15 protein-coding genes are annotated in these 24,879 nt (G+C 49.2%); 1 reads left to right on the top strand and 14 read right to left on the bottom strand.

Annotated features, from left to right (window positions below):
- The 6 genes from L3D05_RS25140 to L3D05_RS25115 form a co-directional block, all read right to left on the bottom strand.
- Positions 1 to 842, bottom strand: an 842-nt coding sequence (locus tag L3D05_RS25140; protein WP_239619132.1) for a discoidin domain-containing protein, incomplete at its 3' end; no start/stop codon positions are given.
- A gap of 80 nt (positions 843 to 922) precedes the next feature.
- Complete coding sequence (locus L3D05_RS25135; RefSeq protein WP_239619131.1) at positions 923 to 3,496, bottom strand: discoidin domain-containing protein; 2,574 nt, start codon at positions 3,494 to 3,496, stop codon at positions 923 to 925.
- A gap of 34 nt (positions 3,497 to 3,530) precedes the next feature.
- On the bottom strand, positions 3,531 to 6,665 hold the full coding sequence (locus L3D05_RS25130) for an alpha-mannosidase (protein WP_239619130.1): 3,135 nt from the start codon (positions 6,663 to 6,665) through the stop codon (positions 3,531 to 3,533).
- 62 nt (positions 6,666 to 6,727) lie between these two features.
- Positions 6,728 to 8,329: an ABC transporter substrate-binding protein gene (locus L3D05_RS25125; RefSeq protein WP_239619129.1), complete on the bottom strand. Its 1,602-nt coding sequence runs from the start codon at positions 8,327 to 8,329 to the stop codon at positions 6,728 to 6,730.
- Between the two features lie 68 nt (positions 8,330 to 8,397).
- Positions 8,398 to 9,306 carry a carbohydrate ABC transporter permease gene (locus L3D05_RS25120; protein WP_239619128.1) on the bottom strand — a complete coding sequence of 303 codons (909 nt, stop codon included), beginning with the start codon at positions 9,304 to 9,306 and terminating at the stop codon, positions 8,398 to 8,400.
- Positions 9,307 to 9,332: 26 nt separating this feature from the next.
- Positions 9,333 to 10,244, bottom strand: a complete 912-nt coding sequence (locus tag L3D05_RS25115) for an ABC transporter permease (RefSeq protein ID WP_239619127.1) — start codon at positions 10,242 to 10,244, stop codon at positions 9,333 to 9,335.
- Positions 10,245 to 10,460: 216 nt separating this feature from the next.
- Between L3D05_RS25115 and L3D05_RS25110 the strand changes: the two genes are divergently transcribed.
- Entirely contained in the window at positions 10,461 to 12,716 is a 2,256-nt protein-coding gene (locus L3D05_RS25110) for an AraC family transcriptional regulator (RefSeq protein ID WP_239619126.1), read from the top strand.
- Between the two features lie 110 nt (positions 12,717 to 12,826).
- Here L3D05_RS25110 and L3D05_RS25105 read toward each other — a convergent pair whose 3' ends face one another.
- The 8 genes from L3D05_RS25105 to L3D05_RS25070 form a co-directional block, all read right to left on the bottom strand.
- Entirely contained in the window at positions 12,827 to 15,481 is a 2,655-nt protein-coding gene (locus L3D05_RS25105) for a glycoside hydrolase family 38 N-terminal domain-containing protein (protein ID WP_239619125.1), read from the bottom strand.
- Positions 15,482 to 15,582: 101 nt separating this feature from the next.
- Positions 15,583 to 17,148 (bottom strand): DUF3502 domain-containing protein, encoded by a 1,566-nt coding sequence (locus tag L3D05_RS25100; protein WP_239619124.1) that lies wholly within the window; start codon positions 17,146 to 17,148, stop codon positions 15,583 to 15,585.
- Positions 17,149 to 17,219: 71 nt separating this feature from the next.
- Complete coding sequence (locus tag L3D05_RS25095) at positions 17,220 to 18,107, bottom strand: carbohydrate ABC transporter permease (RefSeq protein WP_239619123.1); 888 nt, start codon at positions 18,105 to 18,107, stop codon at positions 17,220 to 17,222.
- Between the two features lie 15 nt (positions 18,108 to 18,122).
- Positions 18,123 to 19,052: an ABC transporter permease gene (locus L3D05_RS25090; protein WP_239619122.1), complete on the bottom strand. Its 930-nt coding sequence runs from the start codon at positions 19,050 to 19,052 to the stop codon at positions 18,123 to 18,125.
- Positions 19,053 to 19,269: 217 nt separating this feature from the next.
- Positions 19,270 to 21,612 (bottom strand): helix-turn-helix domain-containing protein, encoded by a 2,343-nt coding sequence (locus tag L3D05_RS25085; RefSeq protein WP_239619121.1) that lies wholly within the window; start codon positions 21,610 to 21,612, stop codon positions 19,270 to 19,272.
- A gap of 2 nt (positions 21,613 to 21,614) precedes the next feature.
- Complete coding sequence (locus tag L3D05_RS25080; protein WP_239619120.1) at positions 21,615 to 22,739, bottom strand: GntR family transcriptional regulator; 1,125 nt, start codon at positions 22,737 to 22,739, stop codon at positions 21,615 to 21,617.
- Between the two features lie 81 nt (positions 22,740 to 22,820).
- On the bottom strand, positions 22,821 to 23,531 hold the full coding sequence (locus L3D05_RS25075; protein WP_239619119.1) for an ATP-binding cassette domain-containing protein: 711 nt from the start codon (positions 23,529 to 23,531) through the stop codon (positions 22,821 to 22,823).
- Between the two features lie 24 nt (positions 23,532 to 23,555).
- The gene (locus L3D05_RS25070; RefSeq protein ID WP_239619118.1) at positions 23,556 to 24,857 is read right to left on the bottom strand and encodes a hypothetical protein; all 1,302 of its coding nucleotides are present in this window, start codon (positions 24,855 to 24,857) and stop codon (positions 23,556 to 23,558) included.
- Between the last annotated feature and the right edge of the window lie 22 nt (positions 24,858 to 24,879).

Here is a 24,879-nt window from a genome sequence, read left to right as displayed (position 1 = left end):
CCCCAGTTACCGTCATTGGAAACAGGATTAAATGTAATTTTCACATATCTGGCTGAAGTTGAGTTCAAATCAATCATTTTGTTGTAGGCAGTGGGTGCCGTACCGCTTGCTTGCGGAATCTGAAACGGATAACCGCTTCCTGTGAACTCCGTATAGTTGTTACCATCTGTGGACGTGAATACTTTGATGTTTTTTAAGCCTTTATTTGTATTTGACGGCTCATTATAGTTCCAAAAATAAATTTTACCCAGATTTCTCGTCGCATAAGCGTCAAAAATAATGTTGCTGTTATTGACTGACGGATTATGGTCTGAAAGCCACATTCTAAGATTATTCGTATCATGCGTGTCCGTTGTGTTTCTAATTCCGCTCATTCCATAACCACTGACAAGGTTCCAGGCAACCGTTCCTGAGTAGCCGCTTTCCGCCTTTTCAATTCCCCACATAGGAGAAAAATTTTGCTTTTGACCGTTTGTTCCCCAATACCAGTTGATTAAAGAAGTGTTCGCGGCAATACCTGTGAATTGTCCCAGCGAGCTTCCGTAGATAAAATTACCGTTAATATAGGAGTCAGCAAAGAAAATCGCCGAACTAGTTGTCGCGGTTCCCTGACCTTGGCGGTTTTTAACTCCAAATGGAACCCATTGAAAACCGTCTCCCCCATGACCCGTATTATTGAATACATTCTCCCATTCAAAAGCTGGCGTCACCTGGTATGTGCCTTCATACGGACCAGCTGCGTGAACACTCTGTCCGGGAGCTGGTGTAACCGCTCCCAAAACAAGAGTCACTACGGACATTAATACCACGGAAATCAATTTTCTCAACCGTGCATTTAACATAATTCTCCTCCTCAAAAGGAATTTTATAGGGTTAATGGGGGTGCATATTGCAGGTATATGCATCCCCATTTGACCTACGTTTAAGAACTTGGTCCGTATACCTCAAACTCATAGATTCTTGCAGCAGCGTCTGTAGTTTGTGTAGGCGTCGTAACGTTCAACTTGATATATCTAGCCGATATTGCTGTTATATTGTCTACCGTAATGCCACTTGTATTGTTCGAAACGTTAACCACTGTATTCCAGTTCGTACCATCGTTGCTAATCTGGATATTATAAGCCTTCGTGTTATACGAAGCGGACTCCCCTCCTTCCGAAGAATGCTTGATGACAAATCGGTTCACTTGCTGCGCAGCGCCAAGATCGACTTGCAGCCAACGGTTATTAGATTTGGAGCACCATTTGCTGTTATTGATGACACTGCCGTCTACGGCTTTAGGTGCAGATTCTGAAAGATCACACGAGCTGTCAGCCGTTGCGGCTTTATTTAATGCCAAATTTCGAGGTCCGTACACTTCAAACTCATAGATCCTTGCAGCAGGATCTGTGGTTTGCGTAGGCGTTGTAATGTTCAACTTGATATAGCGAGCCGATGTTGACGTAATATTGTCAGTCGTAACGCCACTCGTATTATTGCTTACGTTGATCACTGTACTCCAGTTTGTACCATCGTTGCTGACCTGAATATTGTAAGCCTTCGTGTTATAAGAAGCAGACTCCCCTCCTTCCGAAGAATGCTTGATGACAAACTGGTTTACTTGCTGCACGGAACCAAGATCGACTTGCAGCCAACGGTTATTAGATTTGGAGCACCATTTGCTGTTATTGATTACGCTGCCGTCCACGGCTTTGGCTGCCGATTCTGAGGGATCGCACACACTGTCAGCCGTAGCAGCTTTATTTAATGCCAAATTCGGACCTTTTACACTTTTCCCTTCAGAATACTTGAAGAATTTCATCGTATGTTCATCTTTAATTAAGTAAAAGTAAAACTCTCCATTTTGAGATATAAAGGGTACAGCGCCTGTGTTGTAAATATGTTCATTGCCATTTCGAGCATACAAAAGATTTTTATCACTCCACGGTCCCCATGGATGATCGGCCACCCTGAAGAAGGAACTTCCATCCACGCCTTCCATATAAACCAGAACATATTTGCCATCCAACTGGCCACCCTGAGCTTTGAAGAAACCAGGATTATTGCCGACTGGCCCCACATCGTTACCGAATACATCCTTTAAGTTAGCAGCGGTTTCATATAAAGACGTCCAACCTGTGCCATTCCAATATTCTCTTGCATTAAAATCTTCAAAACTATTTTTAGGAACTCTTGAGAGAAGTAACTTGGAATACTCGTTCCAAGCTCCATAGGTAAACGATTCATCGGCGCCAAGGGCATAAATATAACCATCGTCATCTTCCCAGTAGCTTAAATTTTCAAATTGTTTAACCCGATAAGTATTGCCGACCCTTGCGTCATTTGCATTAGGCGAGAAGCCGCTTGGAATATCCGGATAATACGCTAAAGGCAATCCGTCAAATGCTGTGAGCGAGTTAAAATCTATTGCGCCGTTATTTATTGTATATCTCATGAGCTGAGTTGCATTGGCTTCATACGGAGTACAACAGCCTGCTGCGCCATGAAGGACAAAATATACATAATTACCTAATGAAATCGCCGACTCATTCCAACTTTGATTATTCGGATATAAATTTCTGGTAACCGTTGAACCGGCCTTGGCAGATAAAACCAGCTTTTTACCTGAGTCGTCATAGATTCGGACAGCGCTTAGGCCATACATATCAGGATTTCCCCAGTTGCCGTCATTGGAAACAGGATTAAATGTAAATTTCACATATCTGGCTGCGGTTGAATTCAAATCAATCATCTTGCTATAGGCTGTAGGTGCTGTCCCGCTTGCTTGCGGAATCTGAAACGGATAACCGCTTCCTGTGAACTCCGTATAGTTAACACCATCTGTGGATGTGAATACTTTGATATTCTTTAAACCTTTGCTCGTATTTGACGGCTCATTAAAATTCCAAATATACATTTTGCCCAGGCTTTTAGTCGCATAAGCGTCAAAAATAATGTAGCTGTTAGCGGCTGACGGAGAACGGTCTGAAAGCCACATTTTACGATAGTCCGTATCATGCGTGTCCGAAGTGTTTCTAATTCCGCTCATTCCATACCCGCTGACAAGGTTCCAGGCTACCGTTCCGGAATAACCGCTCTCCGCCTTTTCAATCCCCCACATTGGGTTATAGCTTTGCTTTTGACCGTTTGGCCCCCAAAACCAGTTGATTAAAGATTTATTGGCGGTAATACCCGTGTATTGTCCCATCGAGCTTCCATAGATGAAATTACCGTTAATATAGGAATCAGCAAATAAAATCGCTGATTTTGTCGATGCTGTCCCCTCGCCTTGACGGTTTTTAATCCCAAAAGGAATCCATTGAAAATCGTCTCCCCCATGGTTCGTATTATTGAATACATCATCCCATTCAGGAGCAGGAGTCACCTGATACATGCCTTCATACGGGCCTGCGGCGTGAACACTCTGCCCGGGAGCAGGTGCAACTACTCCCAAAACAAGAGTCATTACGGATAGTAGTACCAAGGAGATAGATTGTCTCAACCATTTCTTTAACATAACAATCCTCCTAAATAAAAATATCAACATTCGGCTAACAAACTTCCATACGGATTAAGAAAGTTTTGATTTCGTAAGGTGAACAGTCGAACACAATCGTTCCGTCCGATCTCACTTCGCCGAGCGGTCGCTCCATCAGGTCGGTTTCCTGCCAGGACAGGATACGATAGTCGCTCGATAGGTTCACGGTCACGCGGGCTCCCGTAAATTCGTGCAAGCGCACGATCATGGCATCCGCGTCTTCCGCCTTCTTCACCGCGTCGATCGCCACATTATCGCGGTCGAGCCGCAATAGCGACTTCGACTGCTGCATCGCCTGACCGGCCGCGACGGTTAGCGGTTGATTCAATGCCCAAGCTTCCTGCACCGTCCGCCCGGCGACCCAATCCCCTTCGTGCGGCAGCAGCGAGTATGTGAACGCATGGCGGCCTTGGTCCGCGTTCGGATCCGGGAACGTCGCCGACTTGATCAAGGACAGGCGGATGACGTTGTCTTTGATGTCGTGTCCATACTTGCAATCGTTGAGCAAGCTGACGCCGTAACCACGTTCGGATAAGTCCGCCCATTGATGACCGACCGTTTCGAATCGCGCGTAATCCCAGCTCGTGTTCCAATGAGTCGGGCGCTTCACGTTGCCGAACTGGATGTCGTACGTCGCTTCCGTCGCCCGGATGTCCACCGGGAACGCAGCTTTCAGCAATTGCTGCTTCTCGTGCCAGTCGACTTCCGTTTCAAAGTCGATGCGCCGGCTACCCGCGTAGACCTTCATCCGCTGAATGACGGTCGAATCCATGTAACGCCATTCGAACCGGACGACCGCGGACAGCGCATCGCAAGAAAGTAGTTCAACGGATCGCAAATCCTGCACTTCGCGCCGCTTCTCTTGATAGAACAAGTCGATGTCCCAAGCCTCGAACATTTTCGGTTTATCTTCGAATACTTGCAATACGTTGCCGCGTTCGCCCTTCGCGAGCACTTCGCGGCCCGCGGCCTTGTCGTAGACGCGCATCAGCTGTCCTGCTTCGTTCCATGCGATCTTGTAATGCGGCGTCGTCAGGCTCGCGCCATCAAACGCGAAAGCTTCCTCTGCCGCCGCAGCCCTTCCCCCCGCCTCGAAGCGGATCGTCGTCGCGCTGTACGGCTTCGCGTTTTCCAGCAGCACGGTCCAGCCTGCCTCATCCCGTACGGCGCGCAGCTCGGCGCCGTCGGTCGTTATCCATCGGCCTGTATCCGCGGCTGGACCGTTCGGGATGTGCACCGGCTCCGAGCGCGCAAAGAATGAGCCGTTAAACACTGTCCACGTATTGGCGTCGGCCGAGATGACGGCATGCGCGCCGTCGCGCCAAACGTCCTGCCCGATCCGCTTCGCCTCCGCGTACTCGAGACGAGCGTCCGCATACACTTCCGGAATCGAGGAGCCTGGGATAATATCGTGGAACTGGTTCCGCAGCACCGTTTTCCAGCCTTCGTACAGGCTTTGCTGACTGTACCCGGACCAGTCGCCCGCCACCAACGCGGCGAACGTCTGCATCCATTCTGCTTCGCGGAATAGCTGCTCAAGCTTGCGGTTCTCCCGTTTGACGAATGCTTGGCTCGTGTAGGTTCCCCTATGGTATTCGAGATACAGCTCACCGTCCCACACGTGGACGTATTCGTCCGTGGACGCGACCGTCTCGCGAAGCTTCGCGAAGTATTCGTCGGCGCGCCCGGTCGTCACTTTCGGCAGCCCCGGTATCCGGTCCAGCCGACGGCGCGTTTCCAGCATGTCACGGTTCACGCCGCCCCCGCCGTCGCCGTAGCCGTAGGAGAGCAGCAGCTCTTGGTTCACGTTTTTGTCGCGATAGCTGTCCCAAATGCCTTTGACCGAATACGGCTCGATTTGGCCGTTATACGTGTACCACCAGTATGCGGCTTCCGGCATTTCCGGCGTTGTCACGAAATGTGTCAGCACCTCGGTGCCGTCGATTCCGCGCCAGCGAAACGTATCGTGCGGCATCCGATTGTATTGGTTCCAGCTGATCTTGGTCGTCATGAACGTGTCGATACCGGACTTTTTCAAAATTTGCGGCAACGCCCAGCTATACCCGAACACGTCCGGCAACCACAAATACGTGCAGTCCGCGTCAAACTCCCGTTTGAAAAACCGCGTGCCGTACAAAATCTGGCGCACGATCGATTCTCCGCTCGTCAAGTTGCAGTCTGCCTCCAGCCACATCGCGCCGCCAGCTTCCCACCTCCCTTCACGAACGCGTTCGCGAATTTGTTTGTAAATCTCCGGGTAATCTTGCTTGATATATTCATATAATTGCGGCTGGGCTTGGAGGAAGACGTATTCCGGATATTTCTCCATCAGGCGCAGCACTGTGGAAAAGGAACGCGCCGCCTTCTCACGGGTATGGGTGAGGCGCCACAGCCATGCGACGTCGATATGCGTATGTCCGATGCAGCGAATGGTCACTTCATGCGATTTATCCCACGTTGCCGCCTCTTGCTCCAAGCACGCCTCGGCCGCTTCGACGGAAGCGTAGAACGTTTCAGAGCCGGGCCGCGACCAATCGATCAGCTTAAACGCGCGGTTGACAGCCTTTAGCAGCTTCTGCCGCTCCGGCTGGACGTCCGACAGCTGCTTCACCGTTTCGAGCACCGCTCGACCCAAGTAATAAAGGCGATCCGCCGCCTCATGCAGCAAGGCGAGGTCCATCCTGCGGATCCGGTGCTCCTGGATTTGCGGCTCGCCGCCGCCTTCCAAACCGGACCACAGCCGGAAACAGATGTCGATTTCCTGCCCCACCCAAGCGTCCGGCAGGAATACCTCCCGGTGATTCGAATCGACGCCTTGAAACGGTACTCCGTTCACATACATCAACGATTCGAAACCCGAATTATGGGAAGTTCCGGTCGTGCCCAAGTCGAACAGCCCCAACGCGACGCGACCTGCCCATTCGGCAGGCACGCTCACCTTTTTCCGCAGCCATGCGTAGAGATCGCGGCCTTCCCAGCGATAGCCGTTGCTGACCGTTTGCCACTCGCCTTGTTCTGGCGGATGAGCGCCATTCCGTTGTTCCTCATCGACGAGGAACAACCATTCCTCTAGCTTTACAAGGTCTTGATAGCGATATTTCTCCAATTCGATCAATCTCTGCGTTAGTTTTTCTTCCGTCCAAAACATGGTGCATTCTCCTCCTGAAAATAGTGAACGGGGATGCACATGCATCCCCGTCTAAGCTGCGATTACTTTGATGCAAGGAACGTATCGATTTGTGTTTGAAGTTCGGTTTGAATTTTCTTCAGAGGTGCTGCCCCTTCGCTTTTGAATTTTTCCCAGATTTTATCCGGATCGAGCACGCCGTTGAAAATGCCGGCGTAATATTTAGCCTGAACCGCACCGTATTGAGCGATTTCATTTTTTACCGGCGCCGAATCGAATGTGAAGCCCGTTAATATATCCTTCGTAAAATTGTCGGAATCTTTGATAAAGTTGTTTGCATTCATCGTATCGTCATCATCCGTATCGATCGTTTTTTCCAAGACTGGGTTCCAGATCAAGCTAAATGAAGCAAGACCGCCGCCGTTAACATCCTCTCCAGGTACAAGCTGTTGGAATTTGTTATCGCCAACTTTCTTCCAGTCTGTCCCCTCGATACCGTGTTCGACCAGCATGTAGTTTTCCTCATTGGCGTTAGCCCAATCAAGGAACATCATTGCGCGTTCTTTATTTTTGCTTACTTTTGGAATTGCTACGAAGTTATCTTGAGTAAATGTAGAAATGTTGTTGCCTTTCGTAAAGTCAAATAAGCGGACTACCTCAAGCTCTGCATTATCTCCTGCCTGCTTCATTTGATCCTTCGTATGGGTCAGTCCAAAGAGCATGATAGGGGCTGCCGCCGCCTTGCCTTGCTGCAGGGAATCTCCGGTACCGAGTTTGGTTGTCAAAGTATCTTGATTAATGATTTTATCCGTATACATTTGACGAGCCTGTTTGATCATGTCCCATACTTTCGGTTCCATTTGATCAAATAAATTGTTTACTTTGCCATCGTTGCCTTTGAAGTTGAGAACCAGGTCGGCCCCGATCACGCCGGTCGGGCGCATTTGAAGCTCTGTATCGACTCGGACTTGCCAGTTCACCGTTGAATAAGAAATATCGCTGGGGTGCGGCCAATACGGAGTAATGTTCGGATACTTTTCTTTCACCGCGTACAAGTACTTCACCAAATCATCCCACGTTTTGACCGGGGACAATCCTAATTGTTCACGCAGATCCTTGCGGATGTTGATGGAATGGCCTTGCGTGAGGTAAATCCCCAAAGGGATCCCCATGATTTTGCCGTTGAATTTGTTTGCATCCCATACTTGCTCGGACCGATTTTTCAATACGTTAGCTCCATACTTGTTGAGCAAATCGCCAAGATCTTCATAGTACCCCGCAGCAATCATTTGGTTAATATGCAGCCAAGGCGCATCGAAGATCAAATCGATATTTTCACCGGAAGCCAGCATGACTTTGGTTTTCTGATCCAAATCGGACCAATCAACGTAAACAAAATCGATTTTCGTGTTTTGGCCATCCGACGCAAGTTTTGTCTCAACGGCTTTTTTAATGGCATCGTAGTTCGAAAGCTTCTTTCCGGGAACGACGATTTTCAAAGTGACCGGATCGCTGCCGGCACTTTTCGATGCCGTTTCGTCCGCATCGTTCGCCGCAGACGGTGTGTTCGTCGCTGCCGGTGTGTTCGTGACGGTTGCAGAATTCGATTTACTGCACCCGCCAAGCACGACTGTCAGACAGAGTGCGGCGGCAAGCATGAGCAAAGCTATTCTCTTTTGTTTCATACGGATAAGACCCTCCCAAAATTGTTTGGTTTATTATTTCCATCGGCGATTACCGATAAAAACCATCGTTAGCCTTTTACGGCTCCTATCGTCAAACCTTTCACAAAATACTTCTGTATAAACGGATAAGCGAAAATGATCGGTCCGATTGTAACGATAACCATGGCAAGTTTAAGTCCTGTTGAAGGCGGCGAAATCCCATAAGAAGCCGTAAGCCTCAGCGCATCGGCTGAACCGAGAAGCTGCCTGAGCAAGATTTGCAGCGGGTATAAATCCGAATTATCAATGAACAGCAGACCAAGCCACCAGTCATTCCAATATTGCAAAGCGTAAAACAAGCCGACGGTAACCATGACCGGCGTAACGATCGGCCTTACAATTTGGAAAAAAATACGCCATTCGTTCGCGCCGTCTACGGTCGCCGACTCGTTAATCTCATAAGGGAGCGAGCGGTAAAAGGAGACGAAAATAAAAGCCAGAAACGGATTAACGAGATAAGGCAAAATAAGCGCCCAAAACGTATCTTTCAGATGAAGCCAATTGACGATCAATAAATAAAACCCGACCAATCCTGTACCGAAAACCATAGGTATATAGGTCATCATGGATAGCAAATTGTTATATTTGATCTTGGGATGGGCAAGCACATAGGCGAATGTTGCCGTTACCCAAAGCGCGACAACCGTTCCGACGCCGGTTACGATCAGCGTTACGCCATAGCTGCTTAAAACCTGATTGCCCATAAATAAATACCGATAGGCTTCCAAGCCGAAATGGCTTGGCCATAACTGAAAGCCATCCTGAATAAGCGAGCTCTCAGTAGCGAACGAATCGATGAAGACGATCCAAAATGGCAACAAACATGCGATGGCGAACAATAAAAGAACCGAATAAATGATGAAGCTTAAGAAATGCTCGAGAAACGGTTTTTCATTTCTCGCTGTAGGGCTCGAAGCAATTTTCAAGTTCTTCTCCATGTGCACTCCCTCTTTAATAATCCGATTCAGAACAATCTTGAATCTTTGTCGATTTTCCGCACGATCGTGTTGAATATTAGAATGGTTACAAGCCCCATCATGGATTGATAGAGTACTATCGCCGACGACATACTGAAATCTCCCAATTGTCGCAAAGCGCGATACGAGTAAGTATCGATAACGTCCGTACTGGAGAACAACACGCCGTTGTCTTGAATAATGGCGTAGATCATGCCGAAATCCCCATAAAAGATTCGCCCGATTCCGAGGAGCGTCAGTACGATAATGGTCGGCCTCAATAATGGAAGGGTAATTTTCGTAATTTGCTGCAGACGCGTTGCGCCGTCGATTTTCGCGCTCTCATAATATTCGCCCGAAATACCCGTGATCGCCGCAAGCAGAATAATCGACAAATAACCTGCATTTTTCCAAGCCCTTATAACGGTTAGGATCATCGGCCAAATCCACGGTGTTTGGTACCAATCCACCTGATCTATCCCAGTCTTAATCAACAGGTGATTGACGATGCCGTCCGTGTTGCCGAGTATCCCAAATACCATTAGCGAAACGACGAGCCAGGAGATAAAATAGGGTAAAAACACTACGGATTGCAAAAAACGTTTAAATAACGCATGGCGTACTTCGTTTAAAAACAGCGCCAGCAAAGTCGCGATTCCAATTTCGGCGATTAGGAAAAAGGAGTTCAAATACACGGTGTTCCACGTAATATGAATCCAATCCGGATTTCCGAAAAAGAATCGGAAGTTTTCGAAACCTACCCACGGGCTGCCCCAAATCCCTTTTGCCTGCTCGAATCTTTTAAATGCAAGTAAATGACCTGCTAGAGGTAAATAGGAAAAAACGAATAAAATGAGTAGTCCAGGTATTGCTAACGAGTAAATGTAGCGATGCTTGTAGATTTCTCTAATCAGGCTCATTCAGTTTCCTCCTTTTCTTATTGGTTGCACCGAGAATAGCATTCGCAGCGCGACGCATGGAAGTCCTGATAACGGTTCTAGAGTCGTCAAATCGGCATCGAACCTTAGTTATACACAGAAAAATCGGAATGAACACTCGAGTATCAGAATGAGGACCGATTAGATCTTGAGGGTTTGATATAATAAGAGTAACTATGTATCCTCAGGGGGGCATGTATGCAACTTGTCGCTTTCCAGCGTATTTATTTCCGAAACTTCATGCTGTTCATGGCAGTGTTCATCATAGTGTTTCTGCCGTTTATTTTTTTGATTACGACACAATTTTCGCGTTACGCCATCGAAGAGGTTGACCGCACGGCGCATACCAAAGTCAATGAAATACGGGATAATACCGAGTATGTGCTGGAAAAGTTTAAGGGCTATGCTTTAAGCATGTATGAAGATCAAAATATTCAGTACTGGTTATTAGGAGATCGAAACGACCAACTTTTGGCGGTGGCCGCCATGAAATCACAAAACAACTTTATGTATAATGAGCCTTTCATCTCCAGAACCTACATTATTAATTCACTTACCCAATCTGTGATTGACTCCAAAATTGGTAAAAGCGCTTTCAAAGATTTTGAGGATCAAGCGATACTTGAGAAAGTTACCCTAAATAATGACATGTACTTATCGTTTTTTAACCACATCGTGGACGATACGGAATATTTGACAATGATTGTACCTACATCCCCTAATAAAAAGGAATACGGATATCTGGTCCTGTTGATAGACAAAACAAAGCTCATGAATTACTTGTTCGGTCCCAACCTCGAAGAGACTAATGATGTTAGTATTTTCACCGCCGACGGCCAAAGAATTATGGGAGGTGCATTCCTCGAGCTGGATCAAGCCATCGATAAGAGCTTCCGCTCTAATAGGGAAAGTAAAATCGAAATTGAATTTCAAGGCGATCGATTTTATATCAATAAAGCTGTATCCGACATGTATGATTGGAACTTTTACTATGCAAATAATTACGGTTATATCACGCAGCGAACCAAAGCTTTTAAGGAGAAACTCCTGACTTTTTCGTTCTTATCGCTAGGTCTTATTGCGATTCTGTTTTTTATTAGCTCTCGTCGTTCCTTGGGCTCCCTCTCGCAGTTAGCCGAAAAAATTATAGAAAAATACAAGGCGGACTTGAGCGGCAAGAATACGATCTCTTCTATTCTTGCCAACAGCGAGATGAAAATGATCGACCGGGGACTTGAAGCGATATTATCCAATGTAGAGCAACTGCACTCTTCCATTCGGGATCATCGGGAATTAATTCGTTCCGAGCATTTGAGCCAATGGATATTTCAAGGCAATCTCAATCAGAAGAGCCGTCGCTTTTTTTTGCAGGAAACAAAGCTGTTGCACATGAATTACCTTTATTTATCCGTCATTCGCATTGACTCTTATCTGGCTTTTTGCGATCAATACGACTTTAATTCTCGTAAGCTGTTGAAATACGCCATTCGAAACATTTCCGAAGAAATTTTGCATAAACGGGGGATCGCTGCGGAAAGCCTGGATCTTGGCTCCGACCATCTTGTTCTATTGATCGGTTCCGAAGAACAAGATCCCGTCACATTGCTGCCGTTGCTGAACGATATCCAGGAGCATATCCATTCCATTACCAAAATCAGCGTTTCCCTTGCCATTAGTAACGCAACTTCTTCACAAGACGACTTGCGCATTCTTAATCAACACGTCTATGAATTGACGATGCTGAAATTCCTGAGCGGGGAAAATCATGTCTTTATGGAAGACGAATACGAGGATTTCGTGCAGTCGCTCCCCACGACTGAGTTCTCTTCGCAAGAATTGATCCAATGTATCCAGAATGGCCAATTCGAGCAGGCGATCGACAAACTCCAACAACTGATGAAAATATTCGCGGGCTGTTCCTATTCGGACTGCAAACTGAACATCATTCATCTCGTGTACGATTTGACGAAAGCGTTCAATAAGCTCAATGCGATTCAGAAATTTAAAGGGATTCATAAAGTTCTCGAGAGGTTCGGCACCTTGGCTCAATTGCAAGCATGGCTTGAGGATGTCATTCGTGAAATCATTTCGGAGATGACGATACCCAAAGTAAAAACTCGGCAAGAAAAGGTCGTTCATGAGATACACGAATATATCCGCACACATCTGCAAGACCCTCAATTAAGCGTGGAACGCATCGCTGAACATCTTTCCTTTTCGATCAGTTACTTGCGTCAAATGCACCGGGAAGTCACAGGTATGACCATGTCCGATTATATTTTGACCGAGAAAATTGCGCTCGCGAAAAAACTGCTTACGTCCACCGACTTGACCATGTACGAAATCATTGAGCGGTCGGGCTTTCTTACAAAAAGCCACTTTTTCGCCGCTTTTAAGAAACTTACAGGGTTAACGCCAAAGCAATATCGGGAAAGCCAACCGGGTATCCCGTAGTCTGCAATAAATTGGGTCTGCAATAAATTGTCGCCTCATAGAAGAGGGCAACCAGAATCAATATCTGGCTGCCCTTTAGTTTTATATCATTTACATTTTCCATTCTTGATCTACGTCAAGACCACGTAAACATGCGCCAATTGCTTCGATCCGAGATTAACCGTTAGGTTCTGTTCGTTTACCTCGTCGATACCGGCGCGGAATTGCTCAAGCGCGTCCGTCAGGCAAGCGGCTTCGATCGCTCTGCCCGGGAATCCGATCCGCGACCGGGTTGCGCCGTCCGTGCAATTCGCGAGCCGGACGACGATGCCCAAACCGTTGTCGGAACGTTTGACGTCGAACAAATGAACGCCTTCGTCTCCGCTCAACTCAATGAGCGTACCTACTTCTTCTTCCGGGCATACGACCGCGGGGACCGAAAGCACGGGCGTAACGGCCTGAAGGGCTTTTGCCATCGTCGCCGCGGGGTCGAATTCCCGGAACGTCGACAACACGTAAGTAAACGAGTTGAAGCCCGGCTGGCGAGCGCGGAAATTCGTGTCCCAATAGTTGTTCATTGGCCAAGCTAGCAGCAGCGGATTGTCGTGGCGTTCCACCTGCTTCTGTTCCTTACCGAAGTGGAAATCCCCGACCTGCACGAGCGGCGCGTCGACGCAAACGAGCGTGACTCCGTGCCGATCGTCGGCAACGGAGACGCTTTTGTCTACCGTCAAGTAATCCCTGCATACGCCGGGCAACTGCTGCGCGTCCAATTCGACGAATTGTCCCGCCGTATCATAATGGCAGCGCCACTTCTTCAAGTTCAGCGGAAACGCGAAATACGTTCCTTCCGGAGTCGTAATATCCTGCTTAATAAAGCTGGCTTTCAGCTCGATATCGCCGCGGTTGCCGAACAAAGTAATTTGCTGCTCTAACTCCTCGACGCCCGGCGCATCCCACCTCAGAATCAACGATGCGCAGTTCGCCCCTCGCTCAACCCGGCAAGAGAGCAACTTAGAATAAGTTTGCCTGCGAGCTTTCCACTCATGATTCCATACGCTGATCCCTTCGTTCCCTTTCGCCGTGTCCCGCGGGAAGATCGCGCTGCGGTTATTGCAGTGAAACATCGGATCGACGGTTTCCTGAACGTATTGGAACAGCGTCCACGGACTTTCGGAATCAAGCGTCTCCCAGTCGTTCCGCTTATCGAACAGACTCGTAATCCGCCCGGTCAATGGGTTAAACCTCAATCGGTGGAATGGCGTCTCGATTCGCCCCTCCTCGACGACTTCTTCGCGTTCCCAAATTCCTTCCCCGTTGACTACGATCTTGCCCGGGAACACTTCGACCGAAGCCGACGGATCTGCCGGGTTCAATTCGCGCAAAGGGATCTTGCGCCAACTGAACGGCGGAAGCTCGACGATGCCGTAGCTCGTATTCAGCGGATTCCGTTCGTTGTTCATCAGGACGTGGCGCATGCGATCCGCCGCCAGATGCCGACCGGGTGTCGTGAAGCTGGAAGGGATTTGGACGTCGTGCATGATCGGATAAGACGAAGGGTTCACCAGCAGCAGCCCTTCCGGTTCCTCGGATTGCGGCGGATTATCCGCCAACTGTTCCAACCGCGTCCCTAGCAAATAACCGGTAAGGCTGTTCGCTTGATAAGCGTAATGCGCTTTGTGCATCCATTGAATATTGGTATTCGGATGATGCGGCTCGCTGATCGAATTAAACGCGCCCCAGGTGTGCTCGTCGTACAGCATGATTTGTTCCCATGCCTGCTTCTTGACCCGCTCATACGAAGCATCTTCTACTTCTCTCCCGAACGAATCTAGCAAATCGACGGCCTTCATTCCTTGCTTCGTTCTGCGGTTCAGCTTCGTTTCCTTGGCCGCGCTTCCCGAACCGAAATTCCAGTAGTCGGTCCAATCCCCCGTATGCTCTTGCAGGAGATCTTTCTTCGCATTCACTCGATCCCTTAATTGCTCCGGCGTGACGAACGAGATCGTAGGCTCGCGACCTTCCGCGTTCCACTTTCGAATCAGCGCCGCGAGCTCGTAGTCCGGCGGGTTGTTATCGTAAAGCGGTAAGTTCGTCGCGGTCAAGTAGACGAAATCGAACGGATAGTCCGGGTTCGCTTCGATGCCCGCCAAATATTTCGCAAGGCCTTCCGCCATAACGCCCGTATCCTTCGCGTTGACGTTGCACACTTGGCTGAAGATGGAATAATGTTCTCCGTTATACGTAAGCAGCTTCCGGCCGTCCGGCGCAACCCATTGAAACGCGTTGGGCCGGGATAGCGGGAATCCGCCGAAGTGAATGTTGATGCCCATAATGAAAAAATCGACGCCGGCATCGAGCAGCAGCTGCGCATATGGCCAAGGCTGGCCGTTCACGTCATGATGGATCGCCGTTGTCATTTCGATACCGAACTCGGAACGAAGCCTGGCGATCGGCTGCAGCATCCTTGTCATCTCTTCCGCCGTGCATAACGGAGTCGCATGCAGGAAAGAAGCCGACAGGTTCATTTGCCCGTTGCGCAGAAACCGCTTCATGCGGTCGACCTGCTCCGGACGGGCCGTCTCCAGCCATAACAGCACCGGATAACTGGACTCACACGTCCAGCGGAAGCGATCTCGTTCCTCCCATTGTTCCGTTTGCTCGCACAACTGCAACGCTTCGTCTATATACTTTTTTTGCAGTTCCAGCAATATCGGTTGCGCGTGCGTGTAGCCGACATCGAGATGACTGTGGTGCAATACGAGAACTTCTTTGATCTTCGGCATATGATTCCTCTCCTTGTCATCGCAATGGCCGCTGACTTTCTCCTTGTGAGAAGGCCAGCGGCCATTGTGCTTAATCCCGTTTATATTGTGCTTAATCCCGTTTATTTGGTAGCTTTCCAGGCGTCGATCTGCGACTGCATCTCGGACATGATCTTATCCAGGCCGGCTTTCTTCAGCTTGGCATTCATCTTAGGCAGAGTCGCATCCGGATCCGCGATACCGGTAATGAGACCGGCATAAAATTCGTCGACGACGGATGCCGTTTGCGCCAGCTCGCTCTTCACGTTGGTCGGATCGAACGAGAATCCGAGCAGCTTGGAAGGAATCGACGCGGCGTTTTTGTCCGGACCTGCCGGATACCATTTCGGCTGCGTCTCGCTCGTGCGGTAGGAGTTGAACATGTTGCCGTATTCCCAGCCGGAATCGATCCAATAGCCCGCATTGTCGGTCTTCTTGATCAAGTCGTCGCCGACTTTCGTGTAATGAGTGCCTTCGATCCCGTAGCTCATCAAGTTGAACAGCTCCGGATCGGAATACATCAGGTTGTAGAACATCATCGCCCTGGCCGGATCTTTGGACGTGCGCGAGATCGCCGTCATCGTCGCGATGATGGAGCCCGTGCTCATGTACGGCTTGGAAAATTCGACCGCGGCCACTTTCGACGCGTCGCCTCCGCCCCATTTAGCGGCTGAGTTGGCAGCCGAATCCGGATTGATAACCGTAAACGTGGAAGTGACGTATTTGCCCGCAAGCTCATCGGAAGTTGTGTCTTTCAGCGTTGCTGCGTCTTTACGGATAATGCCCTTCTGATACCATTCGCGCATTTGTTTCAGAAGATCGGAGAACTCCTGCGTTTCGTACAGGTTAACGACTTGGGTCGCGTCATCGTTGATACGTACGACGCCAGGGTTTTTCGAGGAGAAGGATTCGAGACCGATCGCGGACCCGTAGTTATTCATAATGTCTACATCGCCTTTAAGGCTGAACGGATATTTGTCCGAATCGCCAGCTTTGACTTTCTCCAGGAACGGAGTCAGGTCGGCAAGCGTCTTGAATTGATCCGCCGTGTAACCGTATTTATCCAGATAGTCCTTGTTAATCAGAACGCCCGGCGTTCTGGCTAGAACTTGCGTATTAATGATAGCGTACAGCTTCCCTTTCACTTTCGCCGCATCCCATGCAGCCTCCGGTACTTGTTTCAGGATGTCGGGACCGTACTGCTGCAACAAGTCGGTAATATCGAGAAAAGCTCCCTTGTTCACGTTCGTCAGATAGTCGTTCGTCCAGTTGGACGTGAAGATCAAGTCCGCTTTCTCGCCGGAAGCGGCGATCGCTTGCATCTTCTGATCGTAAGTACCCCAGTCGACCAGTTTAATGTCCAGGGTAGCGTTGATTTTCGCTTTGGTGATCTTGCTCATGGCGTCTTGAACGAGCTTCGCATCAGGGAATACGCTTTGCGGCAAATACCACGTGATCTCGTAAGGCGCAAGATCCGAGGCAGGACTTGCTTCGGAGCTAGGCGCTTCCGAGCTTGCGGATGAGCTGCTTGCCGCTTGCGACGGCTCAGACTTGTTGTTGTTCCCGCTTCCGCAGGCACTAAGCAATAAGCCGACGGATAGCATAAGTGCAAGCGATACCGTACCAAACTTCAACCCTTTTCTTTTCATAGATAACCCTCCTGTGTTCTATTTATTATCATCCGAAACCGGATCGATAATCTAGTATAATTTTGTTGCCATCAGCCTTTGATAGAACCGACCGTCAACCCTTTGATCAAATATTTCTGGAAGAAAGGGAAGGCGAACATCATTGGGCCTGCCGCCAGAATCGCGATTGCCATACGCGAGGACTCGGTCGGTATGGTGCTCATGTCAACGTTCATGCCCGCTTGCATGCTTTTGGTCAGAAACTCGATGTTAGTCATGATTCGCTGCAAATAGTATTGAAGCGGAATCAGCTCTTCACGCTGGATGTATAGCATCGCCAACCACCAATCGTTCCAATAAGCGAGCGCATAGAACAATCCAACGGTAGCCAACGCCGGCTTTGACAGCGGGAGCACGATCCGTGCGTAAATCCCGAACTCCGACGAGCCGTCTATCTTCGCTGCTTCGATGATCTCGAACGGCAGCCCGTCCATGAAGCCTTTCATTAGCATCGTAAACCAAGCGCTGACGCTATAAGGAAGAATAAGAGCCCAGATCGTATCCTGAATATGCAGCACGTTCGTCGCAATGATGTACGAGGGAACGAGGCCCGCATTGAACAATAAGGTGAAGAAGACGAAAAAGGTCGTTAGCTTGCTGTAGCGATAATCCTTGCGTGTCATGACGTATGCAAGGGAAGACGTCAGTAGCAGGGCAAGCATCGTTCCCGCCACCGTTACGACGATCGTGATCAGATAGGATTGCAGCAACGCCTTCGGCGTCTGAAAGATGTATTCATACGCTTGGAAGGAAGCGTGCTTCGGAATAAGCTGATACCCGTACCGCGCGATGTCCCCGTCGTTCGTTAGCGACACCGATACGACATACAGCAGAGGGAAAATGATCAAGAGTGATAGGAAAATGAATAATACGATGATCCATGGCTGGTTGCCGGCTTTCTCTACGTTTAATTTGCGCATCGCTTCTCGCCTCCGTCAGAACAGCGCGTTCTCTTTGTTGAATTTGCGAACGATCAGGTTGGTCGAGAACACAAGCACCAATCCGACCACCGCTTGGTACAGGCTGGCTGCGGAAGCCATGCCGAGATCGCCCGTAACCCGTAGCGAACGGAATACGTACGTATCCACGACGTCCGTCGTCGAATAAAGCATTCCTGCATCCCTAGGGATGAAATAGAACAAGCCGAAGTCCGAATAAAAGATCCGTCCAATGTTCAAAATGACTAGCAATGTAATGAGTGGAACGATGAGCGGAATCGAGATTTTCCGAATTTGTTGGAATCGGGAAGCTCCGTCGATCGAGGCAGCCTCGTAATAGGTTGAATCGATCGCGATCAAGCCGGTAAAGAAGATAATCGCAGTATAGCCGACGTTCTTCCACAAATAAGTGAGCGTTAGGATGAACGGCCAGTAACCGGGCTTACTGTACCAATCCACCGGGGTAATGTTCATCCATTCCATCGTCTTGTCGATTACGCCGTATGTCGGATTCAACAAAATATAAGTAACGAACCCTACGACGACCCATGACAAGAAGTAAGGGAAAAACAGTACCGTCTGAAAAATCCGCACCCATTTTCTCCCGAGCTCCGCCATCAGCAATCCGATTACTACGGCGCAGAAGATGCCGACCGCGATGAAGACCCCGTTCAACAGAAGCGTGTTCCTCGTAATGCGCATCGCGTCTTGCGATTGAAAGAAAAACTTGAAGTTTGTTAATCCGGCCCAATCGCTGCCCCAAATTCCTTTGGCATAATTGATGTCCTTAAAGGCGATTACGATACCGAACATCGGTAGATAGTAAAACACGAATACGATGGCCATGGCAGGCAGGCTGAGGAAAAATAAGCTTTTGCCTCTCCAGAAGTGTCTGCCCTCGTTGCGTAGCTTCGTTAATATTCTCACCGCGCTGTCTCCTTCTTTCGGCGTTAACGTTCGCCGTTTTGTTTGTGATCCGAGCATACGAAATTTGCTGACAGTCTGAATACTGTTCATTTTTGGAACGTCAAAAATGTACTGTACGAAACGCAAATGCGCGGAAAATCGACTGTACTTTATTAAAAAAAGCACCGCCGACACGGGTCGGCGGTGCTAAAACGGTGGAAAAAGCGATCTATTGCGCTCATTTCTTGGCCATATATTCTCTTGGCGTCATTCCGAAATTGGCCTTGAACAGCTTGTAAAAATAGCTTTCGTTCTCGATGCCGACCCTGCGCATAATGTCTTGGATGCTAAGCTTGGAACTTTCCATCCATTCTACCGCTTTAGCTAACCGCACCTGGTTGATGTATTCCGGGATAGACATCCCTAAATGCTCCTTGGAGATCTTGCTCAGCTTGTAGGAAGATAGACGCATCATATCGGAAATGCCGGTCGCCGAGAGCGTGGAATCAAAATAGTTGGTATCGATGATTTCCTTGATCGTGTCGGCCGCCACCCGATTGCCTTCGTGCGCGCTTTCGTTCCCTTCAATGCCGATCGTGCCGATTGCTTCCAGCAAGTTACGTTCGAACCCTTCGATCGTCTCTTCCTCGTAAAGCTCGCGATTCAGCAGTTGCTTCGGAATGTTGATCGGCTCCTTGCGGTTTCGGTTCATCTCGTAGATCGCTTTCTTCAAATGGTGCACGACCTGCATGCCGACGATCATAATATCGCTGTACTCGAGCTTGCGGATTTGGCGGAAAAGCTCGCGGAACTTCTCCTCCGTCTTCGCCGGATCTCCCTTCTTGAACGTTTCGACGAACCGGCTCTCCGTTTCCAGCGCTTGCTCGATGTCCGCATCACCCGTACGTTCATCGATAAACGCCTGCGTGAACACGGACATACGCCCGAACACGTAACGGTACGCGCTGTTCGCGAAAGAATGGCTGTACGCTGCGGCGATCGCCGTATATTCGGCAACAGGCTCGCTTACCGCGGCGGAAAACGAGACGCCGTAATGGCGATGGATGTACCCTTGGGCTTCCGCGAGCAATAGCGCCACCTGCTCCGCTGCCTCCTTACGTTCATCCGCGTTGAGCAAAATCGTAAACGAATCGTCTTTCATATCGACGGTTTGCGCGACGAACGCCTTCGACAGTACCTCGGACGTAACGTTTGCGATCGCGAACCTGAGAAGCTCGCGCTGGGCCAAGCTTCTTTGCATGAATAGCTTGTAATCGTCGATCCGCAGCACGCAGACTAGGAATGGCTTCTTCCTGGAAAGCGAAGCACCGAGCTGCTTCAACACGTCGTCGGCTTCGGCTACGCTCATGCCGAAACTATCGACGAGCAATTTTTTCAAGAAATACAGCTTCATGACGTTCGTATTGTTGTTCTTCTCCAGATGATATTCGTACAACTGCTCTTTGGACTTGCGGTAGACTTCCGTCAAATACGCGAATTCGTCCCGCGCATCGGAACGAAGCGTCCTATCTTGCGCGGTGCCACCCATCGACGTCTGTTCCATCAGCCTGCGAACCGGCGAGTAAATGCCTCGGGTGACGGATAGCGTCAGAATCAGCGCTCCGATGAACACGGCGGCCGTGATGAGCAGAATCGTATCCAGCAACTGCATCAGGTTAGCGTAAGCTTCTTTGTAAGGTCTCGCTTCAAGTATCGTCCAGCCCATATTTTCCAAGTGAATGTACGAGAGGATGTACTTCTCGCCTTGCACGTTTTTCGTGAGGAAACCCGAAGCGGCGCTCTCGGATTTGCCCGCCTCCGATTGCGCGTAAGCCTCCCGAATGTTGACGGCGAACGGATTCGAAGCGACTGGGCTCGACGGATCGGTCTCGATCAATTGATTGCCGCTGTCCAGCATATACAAGAAGCTGTTTCCCTTGGAATTGTTCCCGTTAAGGGCGCGGATACTGTTGACGAGCCAATCCAGCTTGATATTGAGAATGACGGCTCCATCCATCCGGTTCCGGTCATCCACGTTCTCGTACATGATGTAGCTCAAGACGGTAATGAATTTCGGATCGGGTCCATCGGATACTTTCAGCTTGCGCACGATTGCTTTTAAAGTGGGAATTGTTTCAAAGGGGCGCAGCGTCTGATCCAGCTCGGCATCGTTATGGAACAAGTCCCCGAAAGTGGAATAGTAGACATTCTTATGATTGTTATAAATATAAATCGAGTGCAAGAACGGATTATTCGCGATAATCGTGGCGTTCAGCTTGTTGATCGTGTTCAGGTGATCGTAGGTTTCGTCCTCCGTCAAATACATAAGCGCCTTGATTTCGTTATTGCTATACGTCGATAGAGTCAGATTGCGGATCGTCGAATCCAAGTAATCGATATTGTATTTCATCTGCGACAAAATCTTCTGGCTATTCTCGTATTCGCCTTTGAACACTTTACGTTCGACGCTATAGTAGATCAGCGCGGAGAAAGAGCATACGATCAACAAGATGACGCAGGCGATCCACAGGAAAATTCTCAGCCAATACTTCTTCTCTCGGAATAATCGCAGGAAATGCATTCTCAGTCCCACCCTATGTTAGCTTCGTTACTAGGTCCGACGGAACTTCCGTAATGGATTTCCGCTTTGCAAATATTGCCCGGCACGGAGAGATGATCCTTGCCTTCCAGCAAATTCATGAGCAGCTTTGCCGCCGTTGTTCCCATATCGTAAAAAGGCTGATTCGCGCCAGTCACGTCGAGTTTCAGCCTTCGATTCAAATTGAGCGCGTCGTAGGTGACGAGGGAGACGTCTTCCGGCACACGGAGGTCCAGTTTGCCGAGCGCCGCGATAACCGCTTCCGCGATTTGGTCGTTCGCGGTGAAGACGGCTGTGCAGCCTGTTTCTTTGATTTTGGCCCCCGCTTGATCCGAGAATGACTCGAACTCATCCTCGAAATCCTCGAATTCGGTAGGGAGAAATACGTCCAAGTTCGGATCGAACACGATCCCCTCGTCCAGATAAGCTTGTTTCATCCCGAGCAAACGCTCATGGAACGTGCTTAAGTCCGCATTGCGCAGAAACACGATTCGCCGATGCCCCTGATCCAATAGCAGCTTGGTCAGCTTATAAGCGCCTGCGATATTGTCGCTCGTAACGAACGGAATATCGATATCGTACTGGTGACGGTCGAGGAATACGACCCCCATGCCGCTCTCCGTCAACCCTTCGTATATTAAGCGGCTCCGCTCTTCCTGTTTCCGGTCGAAAATCGGACTGAGGATGATGCCGTCGGCCCTTTTGGCGACTGCGCTTATCACGAACGACTCTAGCTTATCCAAGCTCCGATCGTCGCTGAAGCTCAGCAGATGGTAACCGTGCAGACGCAGCACGTCCTCTATTCCCTGCAAAGCAGTCGCCCATAGCGGGTTCTCGATTCCGATTACAGAGGCGGCAACGAGTCCGGTGCGACGATCATGGCGTGGGGAGACGATGCCATAATCTATGAACGTCCCCCTTCTGTTATCGCGCTTCAATAACCCGTCGGTGCACAGTTCCCTGATCGCTTTCTCTACCGTATTGACGCTGGATTTATAGGCTTTCGCGAAGTCGCGGCTAGAGGGCAGACGCATATCCCCTAGCCATTCCCCTTCCATGATTCGCTGCTTAATGTCATCTTTAATTCTCGCGTACAGGTAGCCAGACATCAGAGAAAGTCCCGCCCCTTTCTAGTCTGTCTATGAATAAATCGAATATATTACACTTGTATCATCTGTGTCAATTTAAGTTCAATGGTTACCCCCGCCATAAGGCCTCGTCCTTCTAGCTTCCTCCATGACGTCCGCTAAACTTTTGCCCTCTTCTCTCATTTCGTCAATGTGCACGTCCGCTCTGATGAGCCCTTTATGAAGGATAATGGCACGATCGATTACGTTCTCGATCTCATCGATCAAGTGCGTCGTGATCAGCAGCGTCTCATCACCCTTCAAACCGGACATCATTAACTTGAGGGAGTCGCGCCGCGCGAAAATATCTTTTCCAACGAACGGCTCATCCATCAAGAGATATTCGGCCTTCTTGGATAAGCCTGCGCTAATCTCCAGCTTCATCTTCTGCCCTTTGGAGAAAGTTTTGATCTTTCGATCAAGAGGAAGCTCGTATAATCGCAGCAAACTATTGTAATAGTCCTGGTCAAATCGGGGAAAAAATTCTGCCAGAAATCGAGCGTAGTTCTGAGGTGTCATATCCGGCAGAAAGCTGCCTTCTTCCGTAATAAAGGCCATTCGCTCGTATTGTTCTATGTTAGGCTTGCCTTCAATTGTAATTTCGCCGTTCTGCAGCTCGCCGATGCCCATAATAGACTTAAGCAACGTCGTCTTCCCGCTTCCGTTCTCCCCAAGAATGCCTACGATTTCACCCTTGGCGATCGTCAAACCGTTAATATAGAGCAAGGCGTTGCTCGTCGGATATCGCTTATCCACATATTTCAACTCTATCATTAAAGTCCCCTCCGTCTCCCGGGCCTATTCGACTACCACATGCGTAAAATACCTATATTCCATCTGGTCGTAGCTGAATCCGCCTAGCGAGGCCGGCAAGTTATACGCCTGTATGTTGTCTTCGTCCAGTTCAGTGACCAACTCGCCCTTATAGATCAGTTCCGAATGGTTATACGCGTAAATGTACAAGTGCTTAGGGGAAGCGATATCATACGCTATGCGGGTTTGTTCAGTTAACGCTTCCCGGTAGGACTTGATGACGAACAGCTTGCCATTCCGGTAACACATGTACGTAATTCCGCTGAAAGTATCTTCTTTTCCGTCTTCGAAGCCCGCATTCGTCGTATCCACGACTTTTACTCCGTCGGTGAAGTCCATCGTCAGGATCGTCCTATGTAATCGATCCCGCTCCGAAGAGCTGCGAACAAAGCTTAGTGTCAGCCTATTGTGGTCAGCATCCGGATAGGCTTCGTATTCTTCATAATAACCCGCTATGTCCTCAGGTCGATCATCGCCCTGTCTCGCTGGTAAGTAAAACCTCGGAATAGACGTTTCCCCTAACAGTTGTCCGCTTTCGTTATCGTAGCTTCTGATGAAGAGCTTGTTATTTTCAACCGACAACAACGCCAATCGATGGCCTACGGCTTCCAGACCGAGAATTTCAATTCCCGATTGTCCGTCCGGCTCCTTCGCCTCCAGGTTGATATCGACGATTTTACGAGGGGCAAAGGCATCCCCATAATCGATTGAATTGAAACCCCACTCATGGAACTTAAGCTCGTAGATTCCGCTTGATCCCGTGAAATAAGAGGATACCGGGACCGTATAATAAACTTTGTCTCCGACCTTCGCCAATCCGTACTCCGTGCGGTTCGCATAAGTAACGGAATTGTCCTGTCTGTCAGGATTTCGATAAGCGATCGACGGATTGACCTCGGTCGAGCCGAGCGGAACGGAGTAATAATCTTTGATTTTTCGGGCTGTAATCGTATAAGAGGGAATACTGTTCTCGATACTATACTCCATCCCGTCTCCCGTCCTCTTGGATCCTCCAAAGCGGTACATGTCGGTCCATTTCGGCTGCCTGAAAATTTCCGTATTTGCGCTGATCTGTCCCTTTTCCACCCGGAACAACGTCCGGTGAACCCCGTCCCGCAGTTGTCCGCTGATCGTAACGTCTTGTATGGCTTCCCGGCTGCCGACCAAATCCTTTATCTCGAATTCACCGTTATCTTTTAACCTATACGTATAAATGGCCATTACGATTAGAATTGCGATTGCCAAGGCCATAGCGGGGATGGCAACATGCTTCTTTAACTTTTCCATTTCGACTTTCTCCTCCCAAGGC

Source organism: Cohnella mopanensis, assembly GCF_022352055.1.
GTDB lineage: Bacteria > Bacillota > Bacilli > Paenibacillales > Paenibacillaceae > Cohnella > Cohnella mopanensis.
The sequence above is the reverse complement of the archived record's forward strand: the minus strand, read 5'-3'. Positions and strand labels throughout refer to the sequence as shown.